Source organism: Streptosporangium sp. OZ121, assembly GCF_051918885.1.
Lineage (GTDB): Bacteria > Actinomycetota > Actinomycetes > Streptosporangiales > Streptosporangiaceae > Streptosporangium.
In genome coordinates this window covers 428,610-453,865 of record NZ_JBPXMC010000003.1, presented here as the reverse complement: position 1 = coordinate 453,865, position 25,256 = coordinate 428,610, and the positions used below count along the sequence as shown (strand labels likewise).

Here is a 25,256-nt window from a genome sequence, read left to right as displayed (position 1 = left end):
CAGTGCCAAGCGGGTGACGGCGGTCACAAAAGTATGAGATACGCAATACTAGGCACCCCCGAGGACGTCAGCTACCGTGAGTTACGTGGATTCCGGTCAGGTACCAGAAGACGGTAACACTACGTCACCGATTTGGGTCAGCGACCGACAGGCCGAGGACCGGCCGACGTCTCGACCCGCCGCGCCAGCGTCTACGTACGCACCTGTCGAGCGCGCCTCGCTGCGCAGCCTGCTCGACCACCCGAAGTACCGTCACCTGCGCCGACGCGTGATCATCTCGGTCGGCGTGGGCGTGCTCGCGGGCGTCCTGCTGGCCAGCTGGCCGCTGGGCCTCAGCGCCGCCGTGGTGGCCGCGATCGTCGACACGGTGCTCCGCGCCCGCTCCAACTCGTCGGTGCCCGCCTGGCGGCGCGCCTCGGTCGCGGAGCGGCGCACGGAGATGCAGCTGAAACGGCTGGAGCGCGGGGGTTACCGCACCCTGCACGCCCGCGCGATCCCCGGCAGCGAGGCCCAGATCGACCATCTGGTCGTGGGCCCCACCGGCGTCTACGCGGTCGACTCCGAGAAGTGGGACAAGCGCCTGCCGGTCCGCGTCCAGTCGCACCGCAAGCTGTTCCACGGCCCGTTCAGCCAGAAGCCCCGCCTCGACGAGGCCCGCTGGGAGGCCTCCCAGGCCGGAGAGCTGATCGGCGCCGAACTGGGCCGCGAGGTCACGATCGTGCCGTCCCTGGCGATCTACGGCCCGGCCATCCCCTGGAAGGTCCTCAACGTCCGCGAGGTCGACGTGTTCGACGGCAGTCGTGTCCGTAAATGGATCACCAAGCGGGAACGCTCACTCACCGACGCCGAAATCGACAGGATCTTCGAGGCCGCCCAGCAGGTTCTGCCCGCGCGCTACCCGGAGAACTGATCCCGGCCGTCCCGCGAGCCCGTTCCCGACCGACCGCCTCCCCCGTCGGGACCGACGGGAGTCCGCCCCGCCACGGCGCCCCGGCCAGGCGACTCCCGTCTCCCCTCCTTCCGGCGCCCTCGCGTGCTTCCCGTGCCCGAGGGCGCGCCGGGAGCCCGGCTCCTCCCCGCGCGGGCGTCGCGGCGGGCGATCGGAGGCCTTCCCTCATAAGCGTCGCGGCGTGCGACGGGTGACCGAGGCCCTTCCGGCGCGGACGTCGCGGCGTGTGGCGGGTGACCGAGGCCCCTTCGGCGCGGACGTCGCTCGTCCCGGGTTCGCCGGGCGCGGAGACCTTCGGTAGTGTCGGGGAACACCCTGGGCCTGTCGGGCCCACCGGCCGCCGCCCCGGTGCCCACCCCGTACCCCGTCGGCGTTCCGGAACCGTCCCGGACACCGGCGCGGCGCCTCGCCGCCCCCGGCCCCGTCCACCCCGTCTCGTACGTCGATCATGCTCGTGCGGTGTCGGCGGAGCATGTGGTCACCGGCCGGACGTCTCGCGGCGTGGACAGGCGTCTCACGCACCGGGCGATAGCCGTACCATTTGTAGACACGGTTTCGATGATGGGAGAAGCCTCATGCCCGCCCTCAGGTCTCGTACGGTCACTCACGGCAGGAACATGGCCGGGGCCCGGGCCCTGCTCCGGGCGACGGGCGTAGCCGGCGAGGACTTCGGGAAACCGATCATCGCCGTGGCCAACAGCTTCACCCAGTTCGTCCCCGGGCACGTCCACCTCCGCGAGGTCGGCGACGTCGTCGCCGGCGCGATCCGCGAGGCGGGCGCGATCCCGCGCGAGTTCAACACGATCGCGGTCGACGACGGCATCGCGATGGGCCACGGCGGCATGCTCTACTCGCTGCCCAGCCGGGAGCTGATCGCGGACGCGGTCGAGTACATGGTCAACGCGCACTGCGCCGACGCCCTGATCTGCATCTCCAACTGCGACAAGATCACCCCGGGCATGCTGCTCGCCGCCTTCAGGCTCAACATCCCCACGGTCTTCGTCTCCGGCGGGCCGATGGAGGCGGGCAAGACCCCCAACGGCAAGCTCGACCTGATCGACCCGATGATCGCCGCCGCCAACGACGCCGTCTCCGACGCCGAGCTGCTGGAGATGGAGGAGAACGCCTGCCCGACCTGCGGTTCGTGCAGCGGGATGTTCACCGCCAACTCGATGAACTGCCTCGCCGAGGCCATCGGCCTCGCGCTGCCGGGCAACGGCACGATCCTGGCCACCCACAAGGCGCGCAGGAAGCTGTTCGAGGACGCCGGCCGCCAGCTGGTGGAGATCACCCGCCGCCACTACGAGCAGGACGACGAGACGGTCCTGCCGCGTGCCATCGCGACCAGGGACGCGTTCGAGAACGCCATGGCGCTGGACGTGGCGATGGGCGGCTCGACCAACACGATCCTGCACATCCTGGCCGCGGCCCGCGAGGCCCAGGTCGACTTCGGGCTGAAGGAGATCAACGAGATCTCGCTGCGGGTGCCCTGCCTGTGCAAGGTCGCCCCCGCCACGGCGAAGTACCACGTCGAGGACGTGCACCGCGCGGGCGGCATCCCGGCGATCCTCGGCGAGCTCGACCGGGCGGGCCTGCTCCACCGCGACGCGTACACCGTCAACGGCGGCACCCTGGGCGACTACCTCGACGGCTGGGACCCCCGGTCGCCGCAGGTGCTGCCCGAGGCGCTGGAGCTGTGGCACGCGGCCCCCGGCAACGTCCGCACCGTCAAGCCCTTCTCCCAGGGCGCCCGCTGGGAGGAGCTGGACCTCGACCGCTCCGAGGGCTGCGTGCGCGACGCCGAGCACGCCTACACCCGCGACGGCGGCCTGGCCGTCCTGTACGGCAACATCGCCGCCGAGGGCTGCATCGTCAAGACCGCCGGGGTCGACGAGTCGATCTGGAGGTTCGAGGGCCCGGCCGTGGTCTTCGAGTCGCAGGACGACGCGGTCGAGGGCATTCTCAACAACAAGGTCAAGGCCGGCGACGTCGTGGTGATCCGCTACGAGGGGCCGAAGGGCGGGCCCGGCATGCAGGAGATGCTCTACCCCACCTCGTTCCTCAAGGGCAAGGGGCTGGGCAAGGACTGCGCGCTGGTCACCGACGGCCGCTTCTCCGGCGGCACGAGCGGGCTGTCCATCGGCCACGCCTCCCCCGAGGCGGCCGAGGGCGGCACCATCGCCCTCGTCGAGGACGGCGACCTCGTCGCGATCGACATCCCCGGCCGTTCGATCGAGCTGAAGGTCGCCGAGGAGGAGCTGGCCGCCCGCCGCGAGAAGCTCCTCGCAGACCTGGGCGGCTACCGGCCGCGCGACCGCCAGCGCCAGGTGAGCGCCGCGCTCCAGGCGTACGCCGCGCTCACCACCTCGGCCTCGACCGGCGCCTCGCGCGACCTGTCACAGCTGTCCCGCTGACCTGGGCTTCCTGTCGGGTAGAGATGCCTTACCCGACAGGAAGTTCGAAAAAATGTCGGTGCTCGGACGTATTATCAGGGTATGGCTGATGTCATGAAGCTCACCGCCCCGCTGACGACCGCCGAGATCGCCGCCCTCGCCCTGTCGATGGCGCATCTGGGGTCGGGTCCGCAGGCCAACGCCGCCCGCAGCGGCCTGCGCCACGCCTTCGAGCAGATGGAGCTCGACGACGACATCGTCGCCACCACCCTGGCGACCCTCACCGAGCCGATGTCCGCCCCGACCGCCGACCGAGCCCGCACGATCGCCACCGCCATCACCTCAGGCCTCGTCATCCGCCTCCACTACCAGGACGCCTCCGGGCGGGTCACCGTCCGCGACGTCGACCCGGTGACCTGCATGGTCCACCGCGAATACTGGTATCTCGTCGGGATGTGCCGCCTGCGCGGCGCGATCCGGGCGTTCAGGTTCGACCGGATCATCGCCACCGAGCCCACCTTCGTGCCGGCCCGCCCGCACCGGGCCGAGGCGTTCCTGCCCTTCCAGGGCAAGCGCGCCGCCTGACCGGTCGCACGCGGCCGATCACGGCGCAGGCCCGGAGCGGCCGTGTTCATCCGATCTGTCACCCGGCGGCGCGAGCCGACCCGGGTGGCGGATCCCGGCGGGGATCTCCTGCCGCGACGGTTCCGGGCCGGGGCTCCGCCGACGGCGGCGCCTAGCCGCAGGTGCCTAGCCGCAGCAGCCGCCCCCGCAACACCCGCCGCCACCGCCGGAGGACCGGGGCGCGGCGGCGGAGCCCGCGGAGCCGCCGGTCACGGCGACCGTGGAGAGCAGTTTGACGGTGTCGTCGTGGCCGTCGGGGCAGAGCGCGGGCTCACCGGAGCGGGCCATCGGGCGGGAGATCTCGAAGGTGGACCCGCAGGCGCGGCAGCGGAAGTCGTATCGGGGCATGACCCCAAGGTTACCCAGGTTGCCCGGATCACTCACGCGAAGGTGATGGAGGCGTAGTCGCTGACCGGCCGGTAGCCGATCGCCTGGTAGATCGAGTTGGACGTGGGGTTGGACAGGTCGGTGAAGAGCAGCACCTCGGCGGCGCCCTCGGCACTCACCTTGGCGCTCACCGCGTGCGAGATCGCGGTGCCGTAGCCCTTCCCGCGAAACTCCGGGGGCGTGTAGACCGGGCCGACCCGGGACATCCCGCCGAGGGGCACGGAGGCCCCGGCGAACGCGACGGGCCGCCCGCCCGCCTCCCACACGATGAGCTCCCGCCTGGCGATCCGGCTGGCCACCAGCGCGGTCAGGCCGACGTGGGCGATGCCTTCCGCCTCGGCCTGGAACTCCTCGCCCCACCGGACCAGGAGGTCGAGATCGGCGGGGCCGGCGACGCGGGAGGCCCCGTCCGCGAGGGGTTCCGGGGAGACCGGCGTGTCGAGCCGGTAGAGGCGTTCGGCGCGGCGCCCCGCCTCGGGCCGCCACCAGGAGGCGGCGAACGCCTCGGCCGGCGGGAGCGGCCCGCTCACACCGGGGATCGCCCTCTCCGCCTCGATCAGGTGGGTGGCCAGCTCGGGCACGACGTCCGCGGGGATCGCCGGGAGCAGGAGGAAGTGGGGAGGCGTCTGGATGGCCGTCGCCACGACCTCGCCGTCGCGCTCCAGCCGTCCCAGCAGCGGGTCGTCGCCCCACATGCCGTTGCGTACGGCACGCAGGACCGTGAGGGGGACGGTGTTGCGAACCGGGTCCCGCAGCAGCCACGGCTCCGCCACACCCGTGTACGCCTCGACATCGGAGGTGAAGATCCATGTCATGAGGTGATTGTGCCGATCGTGGATCTTCCGCGCCAGCGGATACGGCCTGGCGCGCGGGCATGGCAGGCGTCCGTGGCCGCCGCGGCCGCCTTCGGGAAGGCGGCCGCGGCGGGCCCCGTCATCGGATCCCGGCCCTCAGGCCGCGCTCTCCGCGAGGTAGGGCGCCCACTGGGGGTCGCCGACGATGTGCGCGCCGATCAACCGCCAATGGACGCCGCGTGGCACCACCGGGGCGACGTTGAGCGTCCACCCCAGTTCCTCCAGCATGCGGTCGGCCTTGCGGTGGTTGCACGTCGTGCACGACGCGACGCAGTTCTCCCACGTGTGGGGGCCGCCTCGCGAGCGCGGGATGACATGGTCGATGGTCTCGGCCCGCTGGCCGCAGTAGGCGCACCGGTAGTCGTCCCGGCGCATCAGCGCGGTTCGGGTCAGCGGGATCCGCGACCGGTAGGGGATCCGGACATATCTTCGAAGCCTGATCACCGAGGGGACGTCGAGCGTGCGGCTCGCCGAGCGGAACACGGCGCCCCGCCCGTCACGGTGCACGACGTCCGCCTTCTCCCTGAGCACGAGCACGACGGCCCGGTGCAGGGAGAGCGTGGTCAGGGGTTCGTAGGTGGCGTTCAAGAGCAGGACCTGGCGCATCAGCGAGCCTCTCCCGCCGCACGACACGTCAATCGAGGGGGCACGCCGATGCGTGCCCCGGCTGGCGGCCCCTCCTGGGGCCCGGGCGCTTCCGTCACGAGGACCTCCGCCGGACGGCCCAGCGGATGCTCACCACGGCACCGTCCTTCACCAAGTTTGGCTGCTGCAACGTAGTTCTCGCCACCCATAAATGACTGGAGAGACACCTGATACGTTTTATGCCCGCATTACCAGTTCTTAACTCCTCCCGCCGCAGATCGGATACGCCCCCCGCGCAATGCGCCCGTCCCGTGGTCCTGACGTCGTAGGGTTCCAGCCATGACGCGACAGCCATACCCTCCAGCCAGCCGTCTCGAGCTCGTCGAGGAGCTCCACGGTGTGCCTGTTCCCGACCCCTACCGATGGCTTGAGGACCCGGACGACCCGGCGACGAAGGACTGGCTGGTGGGGCAGGAGAGACTGCTGGAGACCGAGCTGGACGCCCTTCCCGGGCGTGAGGGCTTCAAGGCCCGGATCGCGGAGCTGCTCGGCTCGGGGTCGGTCGGCGCGCCGACGTGGCGCGGGGAGCGGCGGTTCTTCATGCGGCGCACCCCCGGGCAGGAGCACGCCGTGCTCTACACCGTGGACCCCGGCGGCGCCGAGCGTGCGCTGCTCGACCCGATGGCTCTGGACCCGACCGGGTTGACCACCCTCGACTCCTGGCAGCCCGACAAGGAGGGCCGCCTGCTCGCCTACCAGGTCTCGGTGGGCGGTGACGAGGAGTCGAGCCTCTACCTGATGGACGTCGCGTACGGCGACCGGATCGAGGGGCCGATCGACCGCTGCCGCTACTCCCCCGTGGCGTGGCTGCCCGGCGGCGAGGCTTTTTACTACGTGCGCAGACTGCCCGCCACCGAGGTGCCCGAGGGTGAGGAGCAGTACCACCGCCGGGTCTACCTGCACAGGGTCGGCACCTCCACCGAGGAGGACGTCCTGATCTTCGGCGAGGGCCTGGAGAAGACCAACTACTACGGTGTGGCGGTCTCCCTCGACGGCCGCTGGCTGCAGATCTCCGCCTCCAGAGGTACGGCGCCGCGCAACGACCTGTGGGTGGCGGACCTCCAGGCGTCCTCCCACTCCTCGCCCGAGCTGGTCGTCGTCCAGGAGGGCGTCGACGCCCAGAGCGCCCTGCACTTCGGCCGCGACGGCCGCCTGTACGTCTTCACCGACCGGGAGGCCCCGCGTGCCCGCGTCTGCGTGACCGACCCGTCCGACCCGCGGTTCGAGAACTGGCGCGACCTGATCCCGCAGGACCACGAGGCCGTGCTGACGGACTTCGCGATCCTCGACGACCTCGACCGGCCGGTCATGCTCGTCGGCTGGACCCGCCACGCGATCAGCGAGATCTCGGTGCACGACCTGGTCACCGGCGAGCGCGTCGGCGAGGTGCCGACCCCGGGGCTGGGCACCATCGGCGGCATCAGCGAGCGTCCCGAGGGCGGCCACGAGGCCTGGTTCGGCTACACCGACAACACCATGCCGCCGAGCATCCAGCGCTACGACGCCCGCACCGGCGAGACGACGCTCTGGGCCGCCTCCCCCGGCGCCGTCGAGGTGCCCGCCGTCGACACCGAGCAGGTGACCTACCGCTCGGCCGACGGCAGCGAGGTCCACATGCTGGTGATCTCCCCTCCCGGCGCCGAGGGCCCGCGCCCCACCGTCCTGTACGGCTACGGCGGCTTCGGCATCTCGATGACCCCCGGTTACTCCGCGTCCATCCTGAGCTGGGTCGAGGCGGGCGGCACGTACGCCATCGCCCAGCTGCGCGGCGGCGGCGAGCAGGGCGAGGAGTGGCACCGGGCCGGGATGCTCTCCCACAAGCAGAACGTCTTCGACGACCTGCACGCGGCGGCCGAGCACCTCATCGCCACCGGCGTGACCACGTCCTCGCAGCTGGCCATCTCCGGCGGCTCCAACGGCGGCCTGCTGGTCGGCGCGGCCCTGACCCAGCGCCCCGAGCTGTACGCCGCGGTGGTCTGCTCGGCGCCGCTGCTCGACATGATCCGCTACGAGCTGTTCGGCCTGGGCGCGACGTGGAACGTCGAGTACGGCTCCGCCGAGAAGCCCGACGAGTTCGCCTGGCTGCACTCCTACTCTCCCTACCACCACGTGCGGGAGGGCGTGTCCTATCCGGCGACGCTGTTCACCGTCTTCCAGTCCGACACCCGGGTCCACCCGCTGCACGCCTGGAAGATGTGCGCCGCCCTGCAGCACGCCCAGGCCTCGGACCGGCCGATCCTGCTCCGCAACGAGGCGGAGGCCGGTCACGGGGCCCGCGCGGTGAGCAAGACCGTCGAGCTCGCCGCCGACCAGCTCACCTTCCTCGCCCATCACACCGGGCTGACCTCCTGAAGGCGCGGCAGGACAAGGCTTGAGAGGACGGGGCGGAGGGGCACGGCTCAGGAGGCGCGGCCCGAGAGGCGCGGGTCGAAGCGGGACGGCTCGCGGAGGCGCGGGCGCATCCGGGACTCCGGGTGCGCCCCCGGCGGTCGCGGCGGCCGGATTGTCGGGGGCGGCGGCTATGGTCGGGGCGTGAACGACGCGGCGGTGGCCGAGGGCCTGACCTTCACGGAGAGCGACCCGGGGGCCTTTCTGCGGCCCTACGTCACGCACCTGTCGGCCTACACCGAGCGTCACGCCGATCCCACGGCCCAGCGGCGGCCGCCGTTCGCCGGGGTCGTCATGATCTTCGGGTTCGGTGCGCCGCTCGCGCTGAGCGGCCCCGGGGGGTCCCGGCTGCTGGCCTCCTTCGCCGGTGGCCTGCACGACACCTATGTCGACACCACCACGGCCGGGATCGCCGAGGGAGTGCAGGTCAACCTCACACCGCTCGGGGCCAGGCGGCTGCTCGGGACGCCGTTGCGGGAGCTGGCCAACCGGGTGGTCTCCCTGGAGGAGGTGCTCGGCGGCTGGGCCACGACCACGCTCGAGCGGCTGGCGGAGGCCCCCGGCAGGGCCGCCAGGATCGCCCTGCTGGACGAGGCGCTCAGCGGGCGCATCGGCGAGGCGCCGCCGCCCGACCGCCGCGTCAGCTGGGCATGGCAGCGCCTGGTCGCCACCCGCGGCACGGTGTCCGTGGCCTCGATAGCCGCCGAGCTGGGGTGGAGCAGCCGGCACCTGGTCTCCCGCTTCCACGACCAGATCGGGCTGGCGCCGAAGGTCGCGGCCAGGGTGCTGCGCTTCGAGCACGCCACCGGCCGCCTGAGGTCCGGCATGTCCCTGGCCGACACCGCCGCCGTCTGCGGCTACTACGACCAGGCCCACATGAACCGCGATTTCAGGATCATGGCTGGCGCCACTCCCCGCGAGCTGGTGCCGTCCCCGTGCGTCATCGGGTGATCAGGTCAAATTTTTCCAAGCCTCGCCGCTCCCGCCGGTGACATCGTGGTGATCACCGCAGGAAAGGAGAGGGCATGCGAACGGTGTATCCGCTGGTCCGTTACCGCGCCCCGGGCAAGGCCGTCGACTGGCTGGTCCAGGCGTTCGGGTTCGAGGTCCACGAGCTCGTCACGACCGCCGACGGGGGCGTCGGCCACGGCGAGCTGATCGTCGGCACTGGGATGATCATGACTGGTACGGGCGAGCCGGGCGGGCCCGGGATCTACGTCGTGGTGGACGACCCCGACGCCCACCACGCCAGGGCCGTCGCGGCCGGGGCGGAGATCACCAGGGAGCCGGCCGACCAGGACTACGGCTCGCGCGATTACGCCTGCAGGGATCCGGAGGGCAACGACTGGTATTTCGGAACGTACCGGCCCTGACGGTTTCGGGTGGCGTGCGCGGGTCCGCACCCGCGCACGCCACTCATGCGAGGAACACGAGCTGCGCGGCGAGGAGGATGTCGAAGACGCCGCACCACTCCGCGTACGAGCGCGACACGACCGCTTTCCTCCTGAGATGGACGAAGTCCCAGAGGCCGTGCAGGAACCAGCCGGCCGCCACCAGATAGCGGCCCAGGTCGGGCTCCACGACCAGCGCGGCCAGCGCCAGCGCCCCGAACCCGATCATCCCCAGGGCCTGCGCCCGGAACTCGCCCGAGCGGCGCAGGTCACCGGCGACGACGCCCCACACCATGACGGCCAGCGCCAGAGCGGCGAGCACGACCGGTACGGCGACCACGTCCAGTGCCCGAAGGCCCAGGTAGAGGACGACGAGGACGAGGAGCAGCGGCCACGACGCCTCCGGCCGCCGGATCTTGGCCACCAGGAGATAGAGCAGGGCCAGCAGCGGGAGGATCTCGGCGAGCGAGGTGACCTCCCCCGTCGAGGAGCCCGCGGCCAGCCTCGCCGCCAACAGCCCGACGGCGAGGGCGATCGGCCAGCGCCGCAGCACGGCCTTCCAGCGGGAACGGCTCGTCGTGACGCCAGACCTCGTCGTGACATCAGACACGGGAGGGACCTCCGTACTCGTCGCGGCGGCGGAGCATCACCAGGAGCATGAGCGGGAGCATCACGACGTGCTCCAGCAGGAGGAGCGCGTCGCCCGAGATCACGCCCGTCCACAGCAGCGGGAGCAGCGCGAGGGCGGGGACGATCATGGATCCGGCCATCTCCAGCGTCGCGGCCCAGCCGTGGCCCCGGTAGCGCATCCAGATGATCATCCCGGCGGACATGTCGACGGCCATCTCCAGGGCGGCCACCTCCGGTCTCGCCGGGAACTCCAGGCCCGCGAGCGCCAGGCCGGCGCGCACGGCGGCGCCGAACACCGCCATGCCGACGACCATCGCCGCGAGCATCTCCAGATAGTGGCGGAAGAAGGGCCACCAGCCGTGGGTATGGGCGGCTCTCGCTGTCATGTCGCTCCTCCGGGGTACGGGGTTGGGGTATGCGACACCAGACTGCGGGAGGGCAGAAGCCGCCAGTAGTGCCGAAACGGCAGGTCCCCGCATGGTCATGTCACGAAATCTCGTGACATTTGTCATTGGGGTGCTCCATACCCCCGATGGCGCGGGGGACAATGACCGCGTGCGTGACAGGCCGAGCGAGCGCGGGACGGGACTGAGCGGTTTCCGCCGATACACGTGGTGGAGCCTCACCGGGAGCATCACGGTCTCCCTGGTGCTCTTCGTCAGGGCCTGGGCCATGGACGAGGGCGTGGCCCCCTGGGTCAGGGGCGTCACCGGCCTGGCCCTGGCCGTGCTGGTCGTGGCCGTCATCGTGCTGTTCGGCCGCCGGCTGCCGCGCTCACCCGGCGAGGCGCGGGACCGGGCCGGCGCCTCGGGCGCGCGCGAAGGGACCGGCGGGCCGCCGGTGGGCTGGTTGGTGGCGGGGGGCCTGGCGGCGGCCGTGCTGGGCGCGGTCCCGCTCGCCCTGCGCGACGACGGGCTGTGGGCGGTGGCCCCGGCGGTGATGGTGTCGATCACCGCGATGTTCCTGCGGCCGGCGCACCGGCGTACCCTCATCGCCGGCGCGGTGGTCGTCGCGGCGGCGCTCGGCGGGTCCGTGGCCCTCGCCTCGGGGAACGGCGAGTGGCTCCTCGCGGGGGCCTTCCCCGCCGGCATGGTCGCCTCCGTCGCCTGGATGGCGCTGGGCACGCTGTGGGCCTGGGACGTCGCCGACCGGCTGGACCGGGCACGGCTCCTGGCCGCCGAGGTGGCGGTCAAGGACGAGCGGCTGCGGTTCGCCGCGGACCTGCACGACATCCAGGGACACCACCTGCAGGTGATCGCGCTGAAGAGCGAGCTGGCCGAGAGGCTCGCCGAGGCCGCCCCCGTCCGGGCAGCCGCGGAGATGCGGGAGGTGCGGCGGCTGGCGGCCGACGCGCTCCGCGACACGCGTGCCGTGGTGCAGGGATACCGGCGCACGACCCTGGAGGACGAGATCGCCAACGCCGCGAAGGTGCTGGCCGCCGCCGGCATCGACACGGGCGTGGACCACGGCCCGGCCACCGGGGCGGACACGCTGCCGGAGCCCGCCCGCCACGTCCTTGGCCTGGTGATGCGCGAGGCAACCACCAACGTGCTGCGCCACAGCCGGGCCCGCCGGGCGCACATCGCCTACGACGTCGAGGACGGTCGTGCCCGGCTCCGGGTCGGCAACGACGGCGTCGAGGGCGGTCGTGCCCGGCTGGAGCGCGAGGGCCCGGCGGGTGACGGCGCCCGGCCGGAGCGCGATGACGAGGGCGTGACGGGTGGTGGTGCCCGGCGGGTGGCCGGTGGCGGCGCCGAGCGGCCCGGGGCGGGGACGGGCGCCGGCACCGGTCTGCGCTCCCTGGCCGAGCGGCTGGAGCGGGCCGGCGGCACGCTGGGCTGGCGATGCGAGGGTGACCGGTTCGAGGTGGTGGCCTCGCTGCCCGCCGACGCGCGCGCGTGCCCGGCCGAGGCGGGCGCGCGGTGATCCGGCTGCTGATCGCCGACGACGAGGACCTCATCAGGGGAGCCCTGGCGGCACTGCTCGCGCTGGAGGACGACCTGGACGTCGTCGCCGAGGCGGCCACCACCACGGACGCGGTGCGCCTGGCACGCGAGCGGCGGCCGGACATCGCCGTACTCGACCTGGAGATGCCGCCCGCCGACGGGCTGCGCGCCGCGCAGGCGATCCGCGCCGAGCTGCCCGTCCGGATCGTCCTCGTCACCCGGCACGCCCGGCCCGGCGTGCTGCGCCGCGCCCTGGCGGCGGGGGTGAGCGGGTTCGTGCCCAAGACCACGCCCGCCAGCCGGCTGGCCGAGATCATCCGCGACGTCGCCGCGGGCCGGCGCTACGTGGACCCGGACATCGCCGCCTCCGCCCTGTCGGAGGACGACTGCCCGCTGTCCGAACGGGAGCTGGAGGTGCTGCGGGCCTCACGGACGGGTGCCTCGATCAACGAGATCGCGGCGCAGGTCCACCTCGCCCCCGGCACGGTGCGGAACTACCTTTCCGCGGCCATGGCCAAGCTCGGCGCCGGCTCCCGCCACGCCGCCGCGCACCGCGCCTGGGAGGAGGGCTGGATCTGACCGGCACCGGGCAGATCGTGACGGCCGGCCACGACCCGCGCGATCCACATCTCCCGGTCACCGTGCCCCCGCCGTGACGACACTTCCCTAGACGAGGCCGAGGGTGTCGCGGGCCGCGGCCACGGCGGCCTGGCCGAAGCTGACGCCGCCGTCGTTCGGGGGGACGGCGCGGTGGGTCAGGACCCGGAAGCCGCGGAGCCCGAGGTCGGCGACGAGGCCCTCCAGCAGCAGCCTGTTCTGGAAGACCCCGCCCGACAGGGCGACCGTGCCGAGGCCGGTGTCCTCGCGGAGCCGCGCGCACACCCGGGCGGTGGCGGCGGCGAGCCCGTTGTGGAAGCGGGCCGAGACCAGCGCCGGAACCGCCCCGGCACGCGTGTCCTCGACGACCGCCCGGACGAGGTCCGCGGCCTGGATCGTCACGAGTGCCCCCTCGTCGACGGCCCTGGCCGGATAGGCGCCCTTCTCCGCGGGGTCGGCGCACTGTTCCAGGGCGATCGCGGCCTGTCCCTCGTATGTGGCGGTGTCGCGGAGTCCGAGGATCGCCGCCACCGCGTCGAACAGGCGCCCGGCGCTGGAGGTGAGGGGGGAGTTCGTCCCGGCCCCGGCCACCGCGACCACCTCGTCCCAGCGCGAGCCCTGACGGGCCCTGACCGGCAGGTTCCCGGGAAGCGTGTCACCGTACGCCGCGTACAGGTGCGCGGCCGCCATCCGCCAGGGCTGCCTGATCGCCGCGGTGCCACCGGGCATCGGCACCCGGGCCAGGCACCCGGCGCGGGTGAAGCCCGCCAGGTCGGCCACCAGGAACTCGCCGCCCCAGATGGTGCCGTCGGTGCCGTAGCCGAGGCCGTCGAAGGCCACCCCGATGACCGGGCCGGTCTCCCGGTTGTCGGCCAGGCAGGAGGCGATGTGCGCGTGGTGGTGCTGGACCCCGGTCAGGTCCACCGATCCCGGCACCTCCAGGTCGAGGGCGTACTTGGTGGACAGGTATTCGGGATGGAGGTCGTGGGCGACCAGCCCAGGGGTGATGCCGAGCAGGCGCCGGAGGTGCTCGATCCCCTCGGTGAAGGAGCGCAGCGTCTCGTAGTTCTCCAGGTCGCCGATGTGGTGGGAGAGGAAGGCGTGCCCCTGTCTCGCGAGGCAGAACGTGCTCTTCAGCTCGGCGCCGCAGGCGAGCACGGCCCGCCGGGCGGGCGGTGAGAGCCTCAGGGGCTCCGGGGCGTACCCCCGGGATCTGCGCAGCGGCACCGTCCTCCCTCGCGCGGCGAGGAGCACGGAGTCGTCGGCGCGGACGTGGATCGGCCGGTCGTGGGTCAGGAAGGCGTCCGCGACCCCGGCGAGCCGGGCGAGCGCGTCGCCGTCGCGGTAGGCGATGGGCTCGTCGGAGAGGTTTCCGCTGGTGAGCACGTACGGGCGGGCGAGTTCGGCGGCGAGCAGGTGGTGGATCGGCGTGTACGGCAGCATGAGGCCGAGACGGCGGTCGCCCGGCGCGACGGCCCCGGCCACCGCGGCTCCGGGGCGGCGGGGCAGCAGCACGATCGGGCGCCGGGAGCCGGTGAGCAGCCGTTCCCCCTCGGCGTCCAGCTCGCACAGTGCCCGCGCGGCACGCAGGTCGGGGACCATGACCGCGAACGGCCTGTCCTCGCGGTGCTTGCGGGAGCGGAGGGTCCGGGTGGCATCCTCGTCGGTGGCGTCGACCGCCAGGTGATACCCGCCGAGCCCCTTGACGGCCAGGACGCCGCCCGCTCGCAGCACCTCCACCGCGGCCGCGATCGGATCGGCACCACCACCCGGGCCGGCACCGGGACGATCGGCGTGCGAGCCGTCACCCTCCCGGTCACGGGGATCCCGGCCGTGGGCGTACGAGCCGTCGCCGCCCCGGCCACGGGGGTCCGGGCCGTCGCAGGGACGACCGGCGTCCGGACCGTGGGCGGGCGAATCCTCGCCACGAAGGTCGCCGTCGAGAAGGCCGCCGTCGAGAAGACGAAGGATCGGGCCACAGGCCGGGCAGCAGATCGGCTGGGCGTGGAACCTGCGGTCCGACGGGTCGAGATACTCCCTCTCGCACTCCCCGCACATGGCGAACCCGGCCATCGTGGTGGCGGGCCGGTCGTAGGGGACGTCCCGGATGATGGTGAACCTCGGCCCGCAGTTGGTGCAGTTGACGAAGGGGTGGCGGTGACGCCGGTCGGCGGGGTCGAACAGTTCGGCCAGGCAGTCGTCACACGTCGCGACATCGGGTGAGACAAGGGTGACGCGCCGGGTCCCCCCTCGGCTGGCCGCGATACGGAACCCCCGGTCCCCGCACGCCGGTATCGCGGTGGCCGTCACGCGGTGGATCGCCGCCAGCGGCGGGGCCTGGTCCCGCAGGTCCTCCCGGAAGCGCGCGACGTCGCCGGGCTCCCCCTCGGCCTCGATGAACACGCCCCGGTCGTCGTTGCCCACCCACCCGGACAGCCCCAGGCGCCGCGCCAGGGAGTGGACGTGGGGGCGGAATCCCACCCCCTGCACGACTCCCTCGACCCTGATCCTGACCCGGATCCGTGCCCGTGCGCGTCCCGTGCCCATCCCGCCATCCTTCCCGCGACCGGCGGGAACGCCTCGGGGGCTCGCATGATCTGGACGGGAAGGTTACGTCAATGATCAGAGCTTTGCCGTTGGTTGTCGAGCCGAGGGTGTCGGGCCTGAAAGGGCCAATCGTAATGTGGCGACTACCGTGAAAAATACGGAGCGTCGACATGCCTGGCACACCGAGTAAGCAAATAACACCTCTTTCGCCATCGGCCGTCATACCGGTCACGGAGGCGGCCGTCATCGCGGCCTTCGCACGGCGGGACCACGCCGGGCACGCCCTGGCGGGTGACGTGGAACGCATCGCGTGTGCCGCCCGGGCCATGGCCGCCGGATTCCGCCTCGGCGGCAAGCTGATCGTGTTCGGCGGCACGGGCACGGATGCCGCGCACATCGCGGTCGAGTTCATGCACCCGGTCATCGTGGGCAAGAGGGCGCTCCCGGCGGTGGCGCTGAGCAACGGCGCCCCGGCGGCCGGCCGGGTGAGCGACCAGGCGGGCAGAAGGAACGGGGACGGCGCCGGGAGCGACGGGGGCTTCCAAAAAAGCGGGGACCTCCGGAACGGCGGGGACGGCGAGGGGGGTACCGAGGTCGCCGAAGTCTTCGCCCACCAGGTGCGCCACTGGGCGGACGCCGCCGACACGGCCCTGGGGATCTCCCGTGACGGCCGGTGCCCGAGCGTCCTGCGAGGGCTGGAGACCGCCGGGGAACTGGGCCTGCTGACCATCGCCCTGACCGGCGGCGGAGACCGCGGGGAGGGGGACGGCATCGCGGATGGTACGGCGAGCGGCGGCCTCCCGTCCGACCGTATCTTGACCGGCCGCTCCCCTGCCGGCCACACCATGACCGACCGCTCCCCGGCCGGCCACACCATGACCGACCGCCTCCCGGCCGACCACACCATGACCGACCGCACCTTGACCGGCCGCATCCCGGCCGACCACGTCCTGGTCGCCGCGTCCGACGACCCCGCCGTGGTCAAGGAGGTTCACGTCACCGCCTACCACCTGCTGTGGGAGCTGGTCCACGTCTTCCTCGACCGGCTCGGCCCGCCCGCGCGAGGGGCGGACCGGTGAACGGGCCCGAGGACTGCACCACCGGTGTCTGCGTCACCTGCTCCGACCAGGCGCTGCCGATGAGCGTGGTCAGGCTGCTGGAGGGAGAGCTGGCGATCGTCGACGCGGGCGGGGTCCTCGAAGAGGTGAGCGTGGCGCTGGTCGACCCGGTGGTGGGCGACACCGTCCTCGTCCACGCCCGGGAGGCGATCGCCGTGATCGCGCGCGGGAGCACCGGCGACGGCGACGGCGACGGCGACGGCGACGGCGGGAAGGACGACGATGAGCAGGCCTGACGGAACACCCGCGGAGGTCATGCACGGCCTCTACCCCTTCCTGTACGACCACGACCGCGACCACGACGGGCGCACCGGCCGGACCACCGGCCGGAACGGCCTCGGGACAGCGGAGGTGGAAGCGGAGGCCGTGCGATCGGCCGCGGAGAAGACCGGCGAGATCGTACGGCTGCGCGAGCGGATGGGTGCCGAGTCGGCGGCGGAACTGGCGGCGTGCGCCGAGGAGATGGCCGCGCGGTTCGCCGCGGGCGGGCGGCTGTTCAGCTTCGGCAACGGCGGGAGCAGCACCGACGCCCAGGAGGTCGCCACCGCCTTCCTGCAGCCCTGCGACGGCCCGGCCCTGCCCGCCCTCTGCCTGACCGGCGACGTCGCCGTGGTCACCGCGCTCTCCAACGACGTCGGCTTCGAGGTGGTCTTCGCCAGGCAACTCGCGGCGCTGGGCCGTCCGGGGGACATCGCCGTCGGCCTGTCCACGAGCGGCGGGTCGGCCAACGTCGTCCGGGCGTTCGAGGAGGCGGCCGAGCGGGGCATGCTCACCGTCGGGCTGGCCGGGGGCGGGGGCGGCAGGCTGGCCGAGCTGGCCGAGCGGGGCGTCCTGCACCACCTGTTCGTCGTCCCCTCCTCCTCGGTGCACCGGATCCAGGAGGCGCAGACCACCCTCTACCACGTCCTTCGGGAACTCACCTGGCACGCGCTCGGGCCGGCGCCGACACCGCGGGCGCACAGCCCCGGGTGAGGGAGAGCCCGCCCACCCGCGCAGGTCCTCCCCCTTCACGTTCCGCAGACATCCACCAGGAGTGGGAGGCGTCATGACAGCGCCGACGGACGCAGCGAGCAGCAGACCTCAGGAGCAGGAGGAACCCGTCGTCCACATACTGTGGATCAACGCCGGACTGAGCTGCGACGGCGACTCCGTCGCGCTCACCGCGGCGACCCAGCCGAGCATCGAGGACATCGTGCTCGGAGCGCTTCCCGGGCTTCCCAAGGTGGCCGTGCACTGGCCGCTGATCGACTTCGAGTCCGGACCGATGCAGGGCGCGGACGTCTTCATCGAGTGGTTCTTCAAGGCCAAGCGTGGCGAGCTGGACCCTTTCGTGCTGGTCGTCGAGGGCTCGATCCCGAACGAGGCGCTCAAGCAGGAGGGCTACTGGTCCGGGTTCGGCAACAACCCCGAGACCGGCCAGCCCATGACGACCAGCGAGTGGCTGGACCTGCTCGCGCCCAAGGCGACCGCGATCGTGTGCGCGGGCACCTGCTCGGCGTACGGCGGCATCCACGCCATGGCGGGGAACCCGACCGGGGCCATGGGCGTGGCCGACTATCTGGGCTGGGACTGGAAGTCCAAGGCGGGGCTGCCGATCGTCAACGTGCCGGGCTGCCCGGTGCAGCCGGACAACCTCTCCGAGACGCTCCTCTACCTGCTCTACCAGGTCGCCGGGCAGGCACCGATGATCCCGCTGGACGAGGAGCTGCGCCCGACGTGGCTGTTCACCCAGACCGTGCACGAGGGGTGCGACCGGGCGGGCTACTACGAGCAGGGCCAGTTCGCCACCGAGTACGGCTCGCCGAAGTGCCTGGTCAAGATCGGCTGCTGGGGGCCGGTCGTCCGGTGCAACGTCCCCAAGCGCGGCTGGATGAACGGGATCGGCGGCTGCCCGAACGTCGGGGGCATCTGCATCGCCTGCACGATGCCGGGCTTTCCCGACAAGTTCATGCCGTTCATGGACGAGCCACCCGGCGCCCACGTCTCCTCGGCGGTGAGCGGCGCGTACGGGACCGTCGTCCGCGCGCTGCGCGGCATCACCTTGCGGACCGTCGACAAGGAACCGAAGTGGCGCCACAAGGGGCGCGAGCTGCTGACCGGCTACAAGGCGCCCTGGAGCTGACATGACGACATCGGAGCAGAACCCCGACCTCGTGGAGATGGCCTGGGACCCCATCACCAGGATCGTCGGGAGTCTCGGCATCTACTGCAAGATCGATTTTAAGAACCGGCGGGTCGCCGAGTGTCACAGCACCTCGTCGATCTTCCGCGGCTACAGCATCTTCATGAAGGGCAAGGACCCGCGCGACGCCCACTTCATCACCAGCCGCATCTGCGGGATCTGCGGCGACAACCACGCGACCTGCTCGGTCTACGCGCAGAACATGGCGTACGGGGTGCGGCCACCGGCCCTGGGCGAGTGGATCCTCAACCTCGGCGAGGCCGCCGAGTACATGTTCGACCACAATCTCTACCAGGAGAACCTGGTGGGGGTCGACTACTGCGAGAAGATGGTCCGCGAGACCAATCCCGGGGTGCTGGCGATGGCCGAGCGCACCGAGGCGCCGCACGCGGGCGACCACGGCTACAAGACCATCGCCGACATCATGCGCTCGCTGAACCCGCTGGAGGGCGAGTTCTACCGCGAGGCGCTGGCGGTGAGCCGCCTCACCCGCGAGATGTTCTGCCTCATGGAGGGCAGGCACGTCCACCCCTCGACGCTCTACCCGGGCGGGGTGGGCACGGTCGCGACGGTACAGCTGTTCACCGACTACCTGACCCGGCTGATGCGCTACGTGGAGTTCATGAAGCGGGTCGTGCCCATGCACGACGACCTGTTCGACTTCTTCTACCAGGCGCTGCCCGGCTACGAGGAGGTCGGCCGCAGGCGGGTGCTGCTCGGCTGCTGGGGCAGCTTCCAGAACCCCGAGCACTGTGACTTCACCTACCGGAACATGAGCCACTGGGGTCGCGAGATGTACGTCACGCCGGGGGTGATCGTCGACGGCAAGTTGATCACCAACGACCTGGTCGACATCAACCTCGGCATCCGGATCCTGCTGGGCAGCTCCTACTACGACGACTGGAAGGACCAGGAGCCGTTCGTCACCCACGACCCGCTGGGCAACCCGGTCGACATCCGGCACCCGTGGAACCAGCACACCATCCCGCACCCGCAGAAGCGCGACTTCAGCGACAAGTACAGCTGGGTCATGTCACCCCGCTGGTTCGACGGGCAGGACGCGCTCGCGCTCGACACCGGCGGCGGGCCCATCGCCAGGCTCTGGTCGACGGCGCTGTCCGGCAAGGTCGACATCGGCTACGTCAGATCGACCGGCCACAGCGTGCAGATCAACCTGCCGAAGACGGCGCTGCGGCCGGAGAAGACGTTCGAGTGGAAGATCCCCGAGTTCAGGGGGCAGCCGCTGTCCAACGCCCTGGAGCGCAACCGGGCCCGCACCTACTTCCAGGCCTACGCGGCGGCGTGCGCGCTCTACTTCGTCGAGAAGGGCCTGGCCGAGGTGCGGGCGGGCCGCACCCAGACCTGGGCGCCGTTCACGGTTCCCGACGAGGCGATCAGCTGCGGCTTCACCGAGGCCGTGCGGGGCGTGCTCTCCCACCACATGGTGATCAGGAACGGGAAGATCGCCAACTACCACCCGTACCCGCCGACGCCCTGGAACGCCAGCGTCCGCGACGTGCACGGCACGCCGGGACCGTACGAGGACGCGGTGCAGAACACGCCGATCTTCGAGGAGAACCCGCCCGCGGACTTCAAGGGCATCGACATCATGCGCACCGTGCGGAGCTTCGATCCGTGCCTGCCGTGCGGGGTGCACATGTACCTCGGCGGCGGCGAGGAGCTTCGCCGGGTGCACACCCCCCACGCCTTCGACGCCACGTGAGCCGACCGTTTCCCGGCACCGGAAAGGGGGCTCGGGCAGATGCCGCAAGCCCATGACGTCCGGGCGACGGGCGATCGCGTCGAGGCGCTGATCGCCGACCTCGGCGCGCTGAGCGACGCCGTGACGCGCGCCAAGGCCGAGGATCTCGTACGGGCCCTCGTCGAGCTGTACGGCGCCGGCCTGGAACGCGTCGTCGAGATCGTCACCGAGGCCGGGGCAGCCGAGGTGCTGGGCCGCATGGTCGGCGACCCGCTCGTGGCCGGGCTGCTGGTCCTGCACGACCTGCACCCGCTGAGCACGGCCGAACGCGTCCGCGACGCGCTGGACACCGTACGCCCCCACCTGGGGTCGCACGAGGGCGGCGTGGAGTTGCTCGGCGTGGACGAGGACGGGATCGTGCGGCTCCGCCTGGAGGGGACCTGCCACGGCTGCCCGTCCTCGCGGCTCACCGTGACCGACGCCATCGAACGGGCCATCGCCCAGGCGGCGCCCGAGGTGTCGCGGGTGGAGGTCGAGGGGGTGAGCGGCGACCGGCCGGGGGTGCTGCAGATCCAGCGCCGCCCGCCCGGCCCGTGCCCGGTGCCCGAGCGGACGCCGATCTCCGAACCGGAACCGGGACCGGCGTCGGCGGCGAGGCGGGGACCGGACGCTGTCCCCGAGGCGAAGCCGGTACCGGTGTCGGAGCCGGCGCCATGACGGCCACCGGGCTGCGCAGGTTCCGCGAGCCGCCTCGGACGGGCCGGTCCGGCGCGCCTCCGGTGACGCTCTGCGAGCTGTGCGCGGCACCCGCGGGCGAGGACCACGGCCACGTCGTGAACGTCGAGAGGCGAGGGCTGCTGTGCGCCTGCCGGGCCTGCCACCTGCTGTTCACCCGCGACACGACCGGCCGGGCACGCTACCGGGCCGTCCCGCGACGCTACCTGCACGCCCCGCGGTTCCTGCTGGGCGCGGCCGACTGGGACGAGATGCAGATCCCGGTCCGCACGGCCTTCTTCTTCCGCGACTCCGCGACGGATCGGACCGTGGCGTTCTACCCGAGCCCGGCCGGGGCCACCGAGTCGCTGCTGCCGCTGGAGACGTGGGAGCGCGTCCTGGCGGCCAACCCGGCGATGGCCGACGTCCAGCCCGACGTGGAGGCGCTCCTGGTGGACCGCCGCCCCGACGGCGGCTTCGCCTGCCACCTGGTGCCGATCGACGCCTGCTACGAGCTGGTCGGCCTGGTGCGGACGCGCTGGAAGGGCTTCGGCGGCGGCCAGGAGGCGCGGGAGGCCATCGAGGGTTTCTTCGCCGGCCTGCGCGAGCGCAGCCGCACCGTACCGCCCGCCTCCGATGAAGGCCGTGGTGATGACGGTGGATGAGCTCGCGTTCGACTGCGTGGACGTGCGGGCGGAGGCGTACGCGGCCTTCCCGACGCTGATCTTCCGGCTGCGCGTCACCGACCCCTCCCCCGGCGGTGCGCACACCATCGCGCTGCGCTGCCAGATCCGGGTCGAGCCCCATCTGCGGCGCTACGGCGACACCGAGGCCGAGCTGCTCGGCGACCTGTTCGGGGACCGCGCCCGATGGGGCGACACGCTGAAACCCCTGCGGTTCGCCGATGTCTCCGTCATGGTCCCGGCGTTCACCGGGAGCACCGAGATCGACGTACCGGTGCCGTGCGGTTACGACCTGGAGGTGTCGGCGGGCAGGTATTTCGCCGCCCTGGACGACGGCGAGATCCCGATGGTCATGCTCTTCAGCGGCACGGTGTTCGCCAGGGCGCGGGACGGCTTCTCGGTGAGCCAGGTGCCGTGGCACCGCGAGGCCCGCTGCCGGTTGCCGGTGGCGGTGTGGCGGGAGCTGATGGACCGCTACTTCCCGGACTCGGGCTGGCTGCGGCTGCGCCGCGACACGCTGCGGGAACTCAGCAGGTTCAAGTCCGGGCGCGCCCTGGCGACCTGGGACGAGACCCTGGAACTACTGCTCAAGGAGACGCGGCGATGAGCGTTCCGATGGACATCGCGCGCCGGGTGGCGGACGCGGTGCTGTACGAGGGCTACCTTCTCTACCCCTACCGCGCCTCGGCGACCAAGAACCAGGTGCGCTGGCAGTTCGGGGTGCTCGTCCCGCCGGGGTTCACCGCGACCGCCGAGCATCCGGCCAGCGTGACCGAATGCCTCCTCGAAGGGGCCGCGTACGCCGTGGCGCACCTGAACCTGCGTTTCCTGCACGTCAGGACGCGCGGCGTCGAGCGCGCCGAGGACGACGGCTACTGGCCGGTCCAGCAGCTGCGGAACGGCCACCGTACCTATCTCACCTTCGACGAGGCGACCGAGCGGGAGGCGGAGGTGACACTCCCCATCGCCGGCCTGCTCGACGCCCCCGAGCGGGTGATCGAGGTACGCATTCCCGGAGACCGCGTGGTCGAGCCGATCGTGGCGCCGTCCGGAGAGGTGATAGGGCGTCTCGTCTCCGAGCACCTGCCGCTGCGCGCCGCGCTCAGGGTCTCCGCCGAGCTGGTGCCCGGACCGTACGACCTGGTCAAGCTGCGCGCCCGGGTGGAGAACACCGACGACTGGCAACCGCTGGGCGCGCCGCGCGAGCAGGCGCTGCGGCACTCGCTGGTCTCGGCGCACCTGCTCATCGCGGTGACCGCCGGGGCCTTCGTCTCGCTGCTCGACCCGCCGGAATGGGCGCGGCCCGCCGTGGAGACCTGCCGAAACGAGCACACCTGGCCGGTACTCGTGGGCGAGCCCGGCCACCGGGACGTCGTACTCTCCTCGCCGATCATCCTCTACGACCACCCGGACATCGCGCCGGAGAGCCCCGGCCCCCTGTTCGACTCCACGGAGATCGACGAGATGCTCCACCTGCGCACGCTCACCCTCACCGACGAGGAGACCCTGGAGGCGCGGGAGACCGACCCCCGGGTGACCGAGCTCATCGACATGGTCGGCAGCATGCCCCCCGAACTGCTGGAACGGCTCCACGGCGCGATCCGCTCGGTGGAGGCGTCCACCGACCGCACCGACCGCACCGACCGGCAGCCCCCCTCGTCCCCGGAGACCGGGGACTCCCCGAGCCGCCAGGACGCACCCGTGCCCTGGTGGGATCCGGCGGGTGACGCGGCGGTCTCCCCGGAGACCGACAGCGTGACGGTCGCCGGGGTGACCGTCTCCAGGGGCAGCAGGGTCAGGCTGGTGCCCGGCCGGCGGCGCGCCGACGCCCACGACATGTTCCTGGCCGGCAGGACCGCCCACGTCGAGGCGGTGCTCCTCGACCTCGACGGCGCCCACCACCTGGCCGTCACCCTCGACGACGACCCGGGCGCCGACCTGCGCCGGTCGCACGGCCGCTTCCTCTACTTCGCCCCCGACGAGGTCGAGCCGCTCACGGACGGCTCACCGGCGGGCGGTTCCGCCGCCGACGGGGAGGTGGGCGCGTGAGGGTCCTGGTGGCCGGGGTGGGAAACGTCTTCCTGGGCGACGACGGCTTCGGGGTCGCGGTGGTCAGGCACCTGGCCGGTGCCGACCTGCCCGGCGGGGTCGAGGTGAGGGACTTCGGCATCCGGGCCGTCCATCTGGCGTACGAGCTGACCGGCGGACGGTACGACACCACGATCCTGGTCGACGCGGTCTCCCGCGACGGCCCGCCCGGCACCCTGTACGTCCTCGAACCGTCGGCGGGCGGCGCGCCGGGATCCTTCCTCGACGCGCACTCGATGACGCCCGAGAGCGTGCTCTCGCTGGTGGGCACGCTCGGCGGCGAGGCCGGTCGCGTCCTGCTCGTCGGCTGCCAGCCCGCCGACACCTCGCCGGGCATGGAGCTCAGCCCGCCGGTCGCGGGCGCCGTCGGCATGGCGGCGGACCTGGTCACCGAGCTCGCGGGGCAACAGATCACGACGGCCGTCGGCGCCGCGGGGCACGAGGAGGAACGGACATGCTGAAACGCCTGCTGGCCGGGGCGGTGCTGGCGGGGGTCGCCGTACTGGTCTACCAGTCGCTCCCCGACATCAAGCGCTACCTGAGGATGCGGAACATGTGACGTCCTCCTCGGCGTGAACGCCGAAGATTCCTGCCATGTCGCTCACGCGACATCTTGGTGGGTTCCTGTTTCACAGCCAGGAGCCTGGACGAGTCCAGGTCTTACCTCAGCTCCGCAGGCGTTTGACGTCTCCGCCCGTCCAGCGGCGACTCGAACACACTACCGGAGCGTGTCCCGACCTGACGGCAAAGCCAGGAGGGTCAGGGCACGCTCGCGTCAGAACGAGAGGAAACGACCATGCACGAGTTCGGGATCGCCGAGGCGATCCTCACCGCCGTGGAGAAGCGGGCGGACGGCAGGCGGGTACGACGGGCGCGAGTCCACGCGGGCGCCCTGCTCCGCGTCACGGAGCAGGGGATCAACCAGGCGTTCTCCTCGATCTCCGAAGGGTCCGTGGCCGAGGACGCCCACGTGGACCTGGTCATCGTCCCGGTGCGGATGACCTGCCGCTCCTGCGGGAGCACGTCCACCTCCGTCGAACCCTTCGCCGTCTGCGCGGGGTGCGGCGACACCGATGTCCACGCCGAGGGCGGCGACGACCTCGTCCTCGAATCCATCCAGATGGCGGAGGCCTCTCATGTGCCTGGGAATTCCCGGCGAGATCGTGGAAATCCTGCCGGACCGTCCTGACCTGGCCATGGTCGACGTCTGCGGCGTCAAGCGCGCGATCAACGTCGGCCTGCTCGATGAGCGGAGCGTCGGGCCCGGCGACTGGATCCTCATCCACGTCGGGTTCGCGATGTCGAAGATCGACGAGGGGGAGGCCAGGGCCGCGCTCGACTTCCTCGAAAGCATCGGCCAGGCGTACGAGGACGAGATCGCGGCCCTCCGAGAATCCATGATCGAAGAGGGGTGAGGG

The 25,256-nt window shown here is 72.1% G+C and carries 27 protein-coding genes; 21 read left to right on the top strand and 6 right to left on the bottom strand.

Going from position 1 to position 25,256, the window contains the following annotated elements; all coding sequences use genetic code 11:
• The first annotated feature begins 268 nt into the window (after positions 1-268).
• The 3 genes from ACTOQ1_RS09730 (at position 269) to ACTOQ1_RS09720 (ending at position 3,927) form a co-directional block, all read left to right on the top strand.
• Positions 269-910 carry a nuclease-related domain-containing protein gene (locus tag ACTOQ1_RS09730; protein WP_440065935.1) on the top strand — a complete coding sequence of 214 codons (642 nt, stop codon included), beginning with the start codon at positions 269-271 and terminating at the stop codon, positions 908-910.
• A 614-nt stretch (positions 911-1,524) separates the two neighbouring features.
• Complete coding sequence (ilvD, locus tag ACTOQ1_RS09725) at positions 1,525-3,363, top strand: dihydroxy-acid dehydratase (RefSeq protein WP_440065934.1); 1,839 nt, start codon at positions 1,525-1,527, stop codon at positions 3,361-3,363.
• Positions 3,364-3,444: 81 nt separating this feature from the next.
• On the top strand, positions 3,445-3,927 hold the full coding sequence (locus tag ACTOQ1_RS09720; RefSeq protein WP_440065933.1) for a helix-turn-helix transcriptional regulator: 483 nt from the start codon (positions 3,445-3,447) through the stop codon (positions 3,925-3,927).
• Between the two features lie 165 nt (positions 3,928-4,092).
• Here the strand turns inward: ACTOQ1_RS09720 and ACTOQ1_RS09715 are convergent, their stop codons facing one another.
• The 3 genes from ACTOQ1_RS09715 to ACTOQ1_RS09705 all read right to left on the bottom strand — a co-directional run bounded on the left by ACTOQ1_RS09715 (position 4,093) and on the right by ACTOQ1_RS09705 (position 5,813).
• On the bottom strand, positions 4,093-4,314 hold the full coding sequence (locus tag ACTOQ1_RS09715; RefSeq protein ID WP_440065932.1) for an FmdB family zinc ribbon protein: 222 nt from the start codon (positions 4,312-4,314) through the stop codon (positions 4,093-4,095).
• A 32-nt stretch (positions 4,315-4,346) separates the two neighbouring features.
• A complete protein-coding gene (locus ACTOQ1_RS09710) occupies positions 4,347-5,168 on the bottom strand; it encodes a GNAT family N-acetyltransferase (protein WP_440065931.1) in 822 nt (273 codons plus the stop codon).
• A gap of 135 nt (positions 5,169-5,303) precedes the next feature.
• Entirely contained in the window at positions 5,304-5,813 is a 510-nt protein-coding gene (locus ACTOQ1_RS09705; RefSeq protein WP_329084484.1) for an HNH endonuclease, read from the bottom strand.
• 318 nt (positions 5,814-6,131) lie between these two features.
• On the opposite strand from ACTOQ1_RS09705, the gene ACTOQ1_RS09700 reads away from it, so the two are divergent.
• The 3 genes from ACTOQ1_RS09700 to ACTOQ1_RS09690 all read left to right on the top strand — a co-directional run bounded on the left by ACTOQ1_RS09700 (position 6,132) and on the right by ACTOQ1_RS09690 (position 9,613).
• Positions 6,132-8,204, top strand: coding sequence for a prolyl oligopeptidase family serine peptidase (locus ACTOQ1_RS09700; protein WP_440065930.1), 2,073 nt, complete (start codon positions 6,132-6,134; stop codon positions 8,202-8,204).
• 180 nt (positions 8,205-8,384) lie between these two features.
• Positions 8,385-9,191, top strand: coding sequence for a helix-turn-helix domain-containing protein (locus tag ACTOQ1_RS09695; protein ID WP_440065929.1), 807 nt, complete (start codon positions 8,385-8,387; stop codon positions 9,189-9,191).
• A gap of 74 nt (positions 9,192-9,265) precedes the next feature.
• A complete protein-coding gene (locus ACTOQ1_RS09690; RefSeq protein WP_440065928.1) occupies positions 9,266-9,613 on the top strand; it encodes a VOC family protein in 348 nt (115 codons plus the stop codon).
• Positions 9,614-9,656: 43 nt separating this feature from the next.
• On the opposite strand, the gene ACTOQ1_RS09685 is transcribed toward ACTOQ1_RS09690, so the two are convergent.
• Together ACTOQ1_RS09685 and ACTOQ1_RS09680 are read right to left on the bottom strand one after the other, a co-directional pair.
• Positions 9,657-10,241 carry a hypothetical protein gene (locus ACTOQ1_RS09685; protein WP_440065927.1) on the bottom strand — a complete coding sequence of 195 codons (585 nt, stop codon included), beginning with the start codon at positions 10,239-10,241 and terminating at the stop codon, positions 9,657-9,659.
• On the bottom strand, positions 10,234-10,647 hold the full coding sequence (locus ACTOQ1_RS09680; protein WP_440065926.1) for a hypothetical protein: 414 nt from the start codon (positions 10,645-10,647) through the stop codon (positions 10,234-10,236). The genes ACTOQ1_RS09685 and ACTOQ1_RS09680 overlap by 8 nt, the downstream gene beginning before the upstream one ends.
• 169 nt (positions 10,648-10,816) lie before the next feature.
• Here ACTOQ1_RS09680 and ACTOQ1_RS09675 point away from each other — a divergent pair, with 169 nt between their 5' ends.
• Positions 10,817-12,187, top strand: a complete 1,371-nt coding sequence (locus ACTOQ1_RS09675) for a sensor histidine kinase (protein ID WP_440065925.1) — start codon at positions 10,817-10,819, stop codon at positions 12,185-12,187.
• Positions 12,184-12,786 (top strand): response regulator transcription factor, encoded by a 603-nt coding sequence (locus tag ACTOQ1_RS09670; protein WP_440065924.1) that lies wholly within the window; start codon positions 12,184-12,186, stop codon positions 12,784-12,786. The genes ACTOQ1_RS09675 and ACTOQ1_RS09670 overlap by 4 nt, the downstream gene beginning before the upstream one ends.
• An 87-nt stretch (positions 12,787-12,873) precedes the next feature.
• Here the strand turns inward: ACTOQ1_RS09670 and hypF are convergent, their stop codons facing one another.
• A complete protein-coding gene (gene hypF / locus ACTOQ1_RS09665) occupies positions 12,874-15,351 on the bottom strand; it encodes a carbamoyltransferase HypF (protein WP_440065923.1) in 2,478 nt (825 codons plus the stop codon).
• Between the two features lie 296 nt (positions 15,352-15,647).
• Here hypF and ACTOQ1_RS09660 point away from each other — a divergent pair, with 296 nt between their 5' ends.
• The 13 genes from ACTOQ1_RS09660 (at position 15,648) to ACTOQ1_RS09600 (ending at position 25,253) form a co-directional block, all read left to right on the top strand.
• Positions 15,648-16,430 (top strand): hypothetical protein, encoded by a 783-nt coding sequence (locus tag ACTOQ1_RS09660; RefSeq protein ID WP_440065922.1) that lies wholly within the window; start codon positions 15,648-15,650, stop codon positions 16,428-16,430.
• Positions 16,427-16,705 (top strand): HypC/HybG/HupF family hydrogenase formation chaperone, encoded by a 279-nt coding sequence (locus ACTOQ1_RS09655; protein WP_440065921.1) that lies wholly within the window; start codon positions 16,427-16,429, stop codon positions 16,703-16,705. Before ACTOQ1_RS09660 ends, ACTOQ1_RS09655 begins: the two co-directional genes overlap by 4 nt.
• Positions 16,692-17,441 (top strand): D-sedoheptulose-7-phosphate isomerase, encoded by a 750-nt coding sequence (locus ACTOQ1_RS09650; protein ID WP_440065920.1) that lies wholly within the window; start codon positions 16,692-16,694, stop codon positions 17,439-17,441. The genes ACTOQ1_RS09655 and ACTOQ1_RS09650 overlap by 14 nt, the downstream gene beginning before the upstream one ends.
• Positions 17,442-17,514: 73 nt before the next feature.
• Positions 17,515-18,591 carry a hydrogenase expression protein HypE gene (locus tag ACTOQ1_RS09645; protein ID WP_440065919.1) on the top strand — a complete coding sequence of 359 codons (1,077 nt, stop codon included), beginning with the start codon at positions 17,515-17,517 and terminating at the stop codon, positions 18,589-18,591.
• Between the two features lies 1 nt (position 18,592).
• Positions 18,593-20,374, top strand: coding sequence for a nickel-dependent hydrogenase large subunit (locus tag ACTOQ1_RS09640; protein WP_440065918.1), 1,782 nt, complete (start codon positions 18,593-18,595; stop codon positions 20,372-20,374).
• 39 nt (positions 20,375-20,413) lie between these two features.
• Positions 20,414-21,070, top strand: a complete 657-nt coding sequence (locus ACTOQ1_RS09635) for a NifU family protein (RefSeq protein ID WP_440065917.1) — start codon at positions 20,414-20,416, stop codon at positions 21,068-21,070.
• Positions 21,067-21,732 carry a DUF5947 family protein gene (locus tag ACTOQ1_RS09630; RefSeq protein WP_440065916.1) on the top strand — a complete coding sequence of 222 codons (666 nt, stop codon included), beginning with the start codon at positions 21,067-21,069 and terminating at the stop codon, positions 21,730-21,732. Before ACTOQ1_RS09635 ends, ACTOQ1_RS09630 begins: the two co-directional genes overlap by 4 nt.
• On the top strand, positions 21,725-22,357 hold the full coding sequence (locus tag ACTOQ1_RS09625) for a DUF6084 family protein (protein ID WP_440065915.1): 633 nt from the start codon (positions 21,725-21,727) through the stop codon (positions 22,355-22,357). Before ACTOQ1_RS09630 ends, ACTOQ1_RS09625 begins: the two co-directional genes overlap by 8 nt.
• Positions 22,354-23,799: a hypothetical protein gene (locus tag ACTOQ1_RS09620; RefSeq protein WP_440065914.1), complete on the top strand. Its 1,446-nt coding sequence runs from the start codon at positions 22,354-22,356 to the stop codon at positions 23,797-23,799. Before ACTOQ1_RS09625 ends, ACTOQ1_RS09620 begins: the two co-directional genes overlap by 4 nt.
• Complete coding sequence (locus ACTOQ1_RS09615; RefSeq protein WP_440065913.1) at positions 23,796-24,299, top strand: hydrogenase maturation protease; 504 nt, start codon at positions 23,796-23,798, stop codon at positions 24,297-24,299. Before ACTOQ1_RS09620 ends, ACTOQ1_RS09615 begins: the two co-directional genes overlap by 4 nt.
• A complete protein-coding gene (locus ACTOQ1_RS09610) occupies positions 24,293-24,397 on the top strand; it encodes a DUF6893 family small protein (protein WP_440065912.1) in 105 nt (34 codons plus the stop codon). Before ACTOQ1_RS09615 ends, ACTOQ1_RS09610 begins: the two co-directional genes overlap by 7 nt.
• Positions 24,398-24,634: 237 nt before the next feature.
• Complete coding sequence (locus ACTOQ1_RS09605) at positions 24,635-25,027, top strand: hydrogenase maturation nickel metallochaperone HypA/HybF (RefSeq protein ID WP_440065911.1); 393 nt, start codon at positions 24,635-24,637, stop codon at positions 25,025-25,027.
• A complete protein-coding gene (locus ACTOQ1_RS09600) occupies positions 25,002-25,253 on the top strand; it encodes a HypC/HybG/HupF family hydrogenase formation chaperone (protein WP_440065910.1) in 252 nt (83 codons plus the stop codon). Before ACTOQ1_RS09605 ends, ACTOQ1_RS09600 begins: the two co-directional genes overlap by 26 nt.
• The last annotated feature ends 3 nt before the right edge of the window (positions 25,254-25,256 follow it).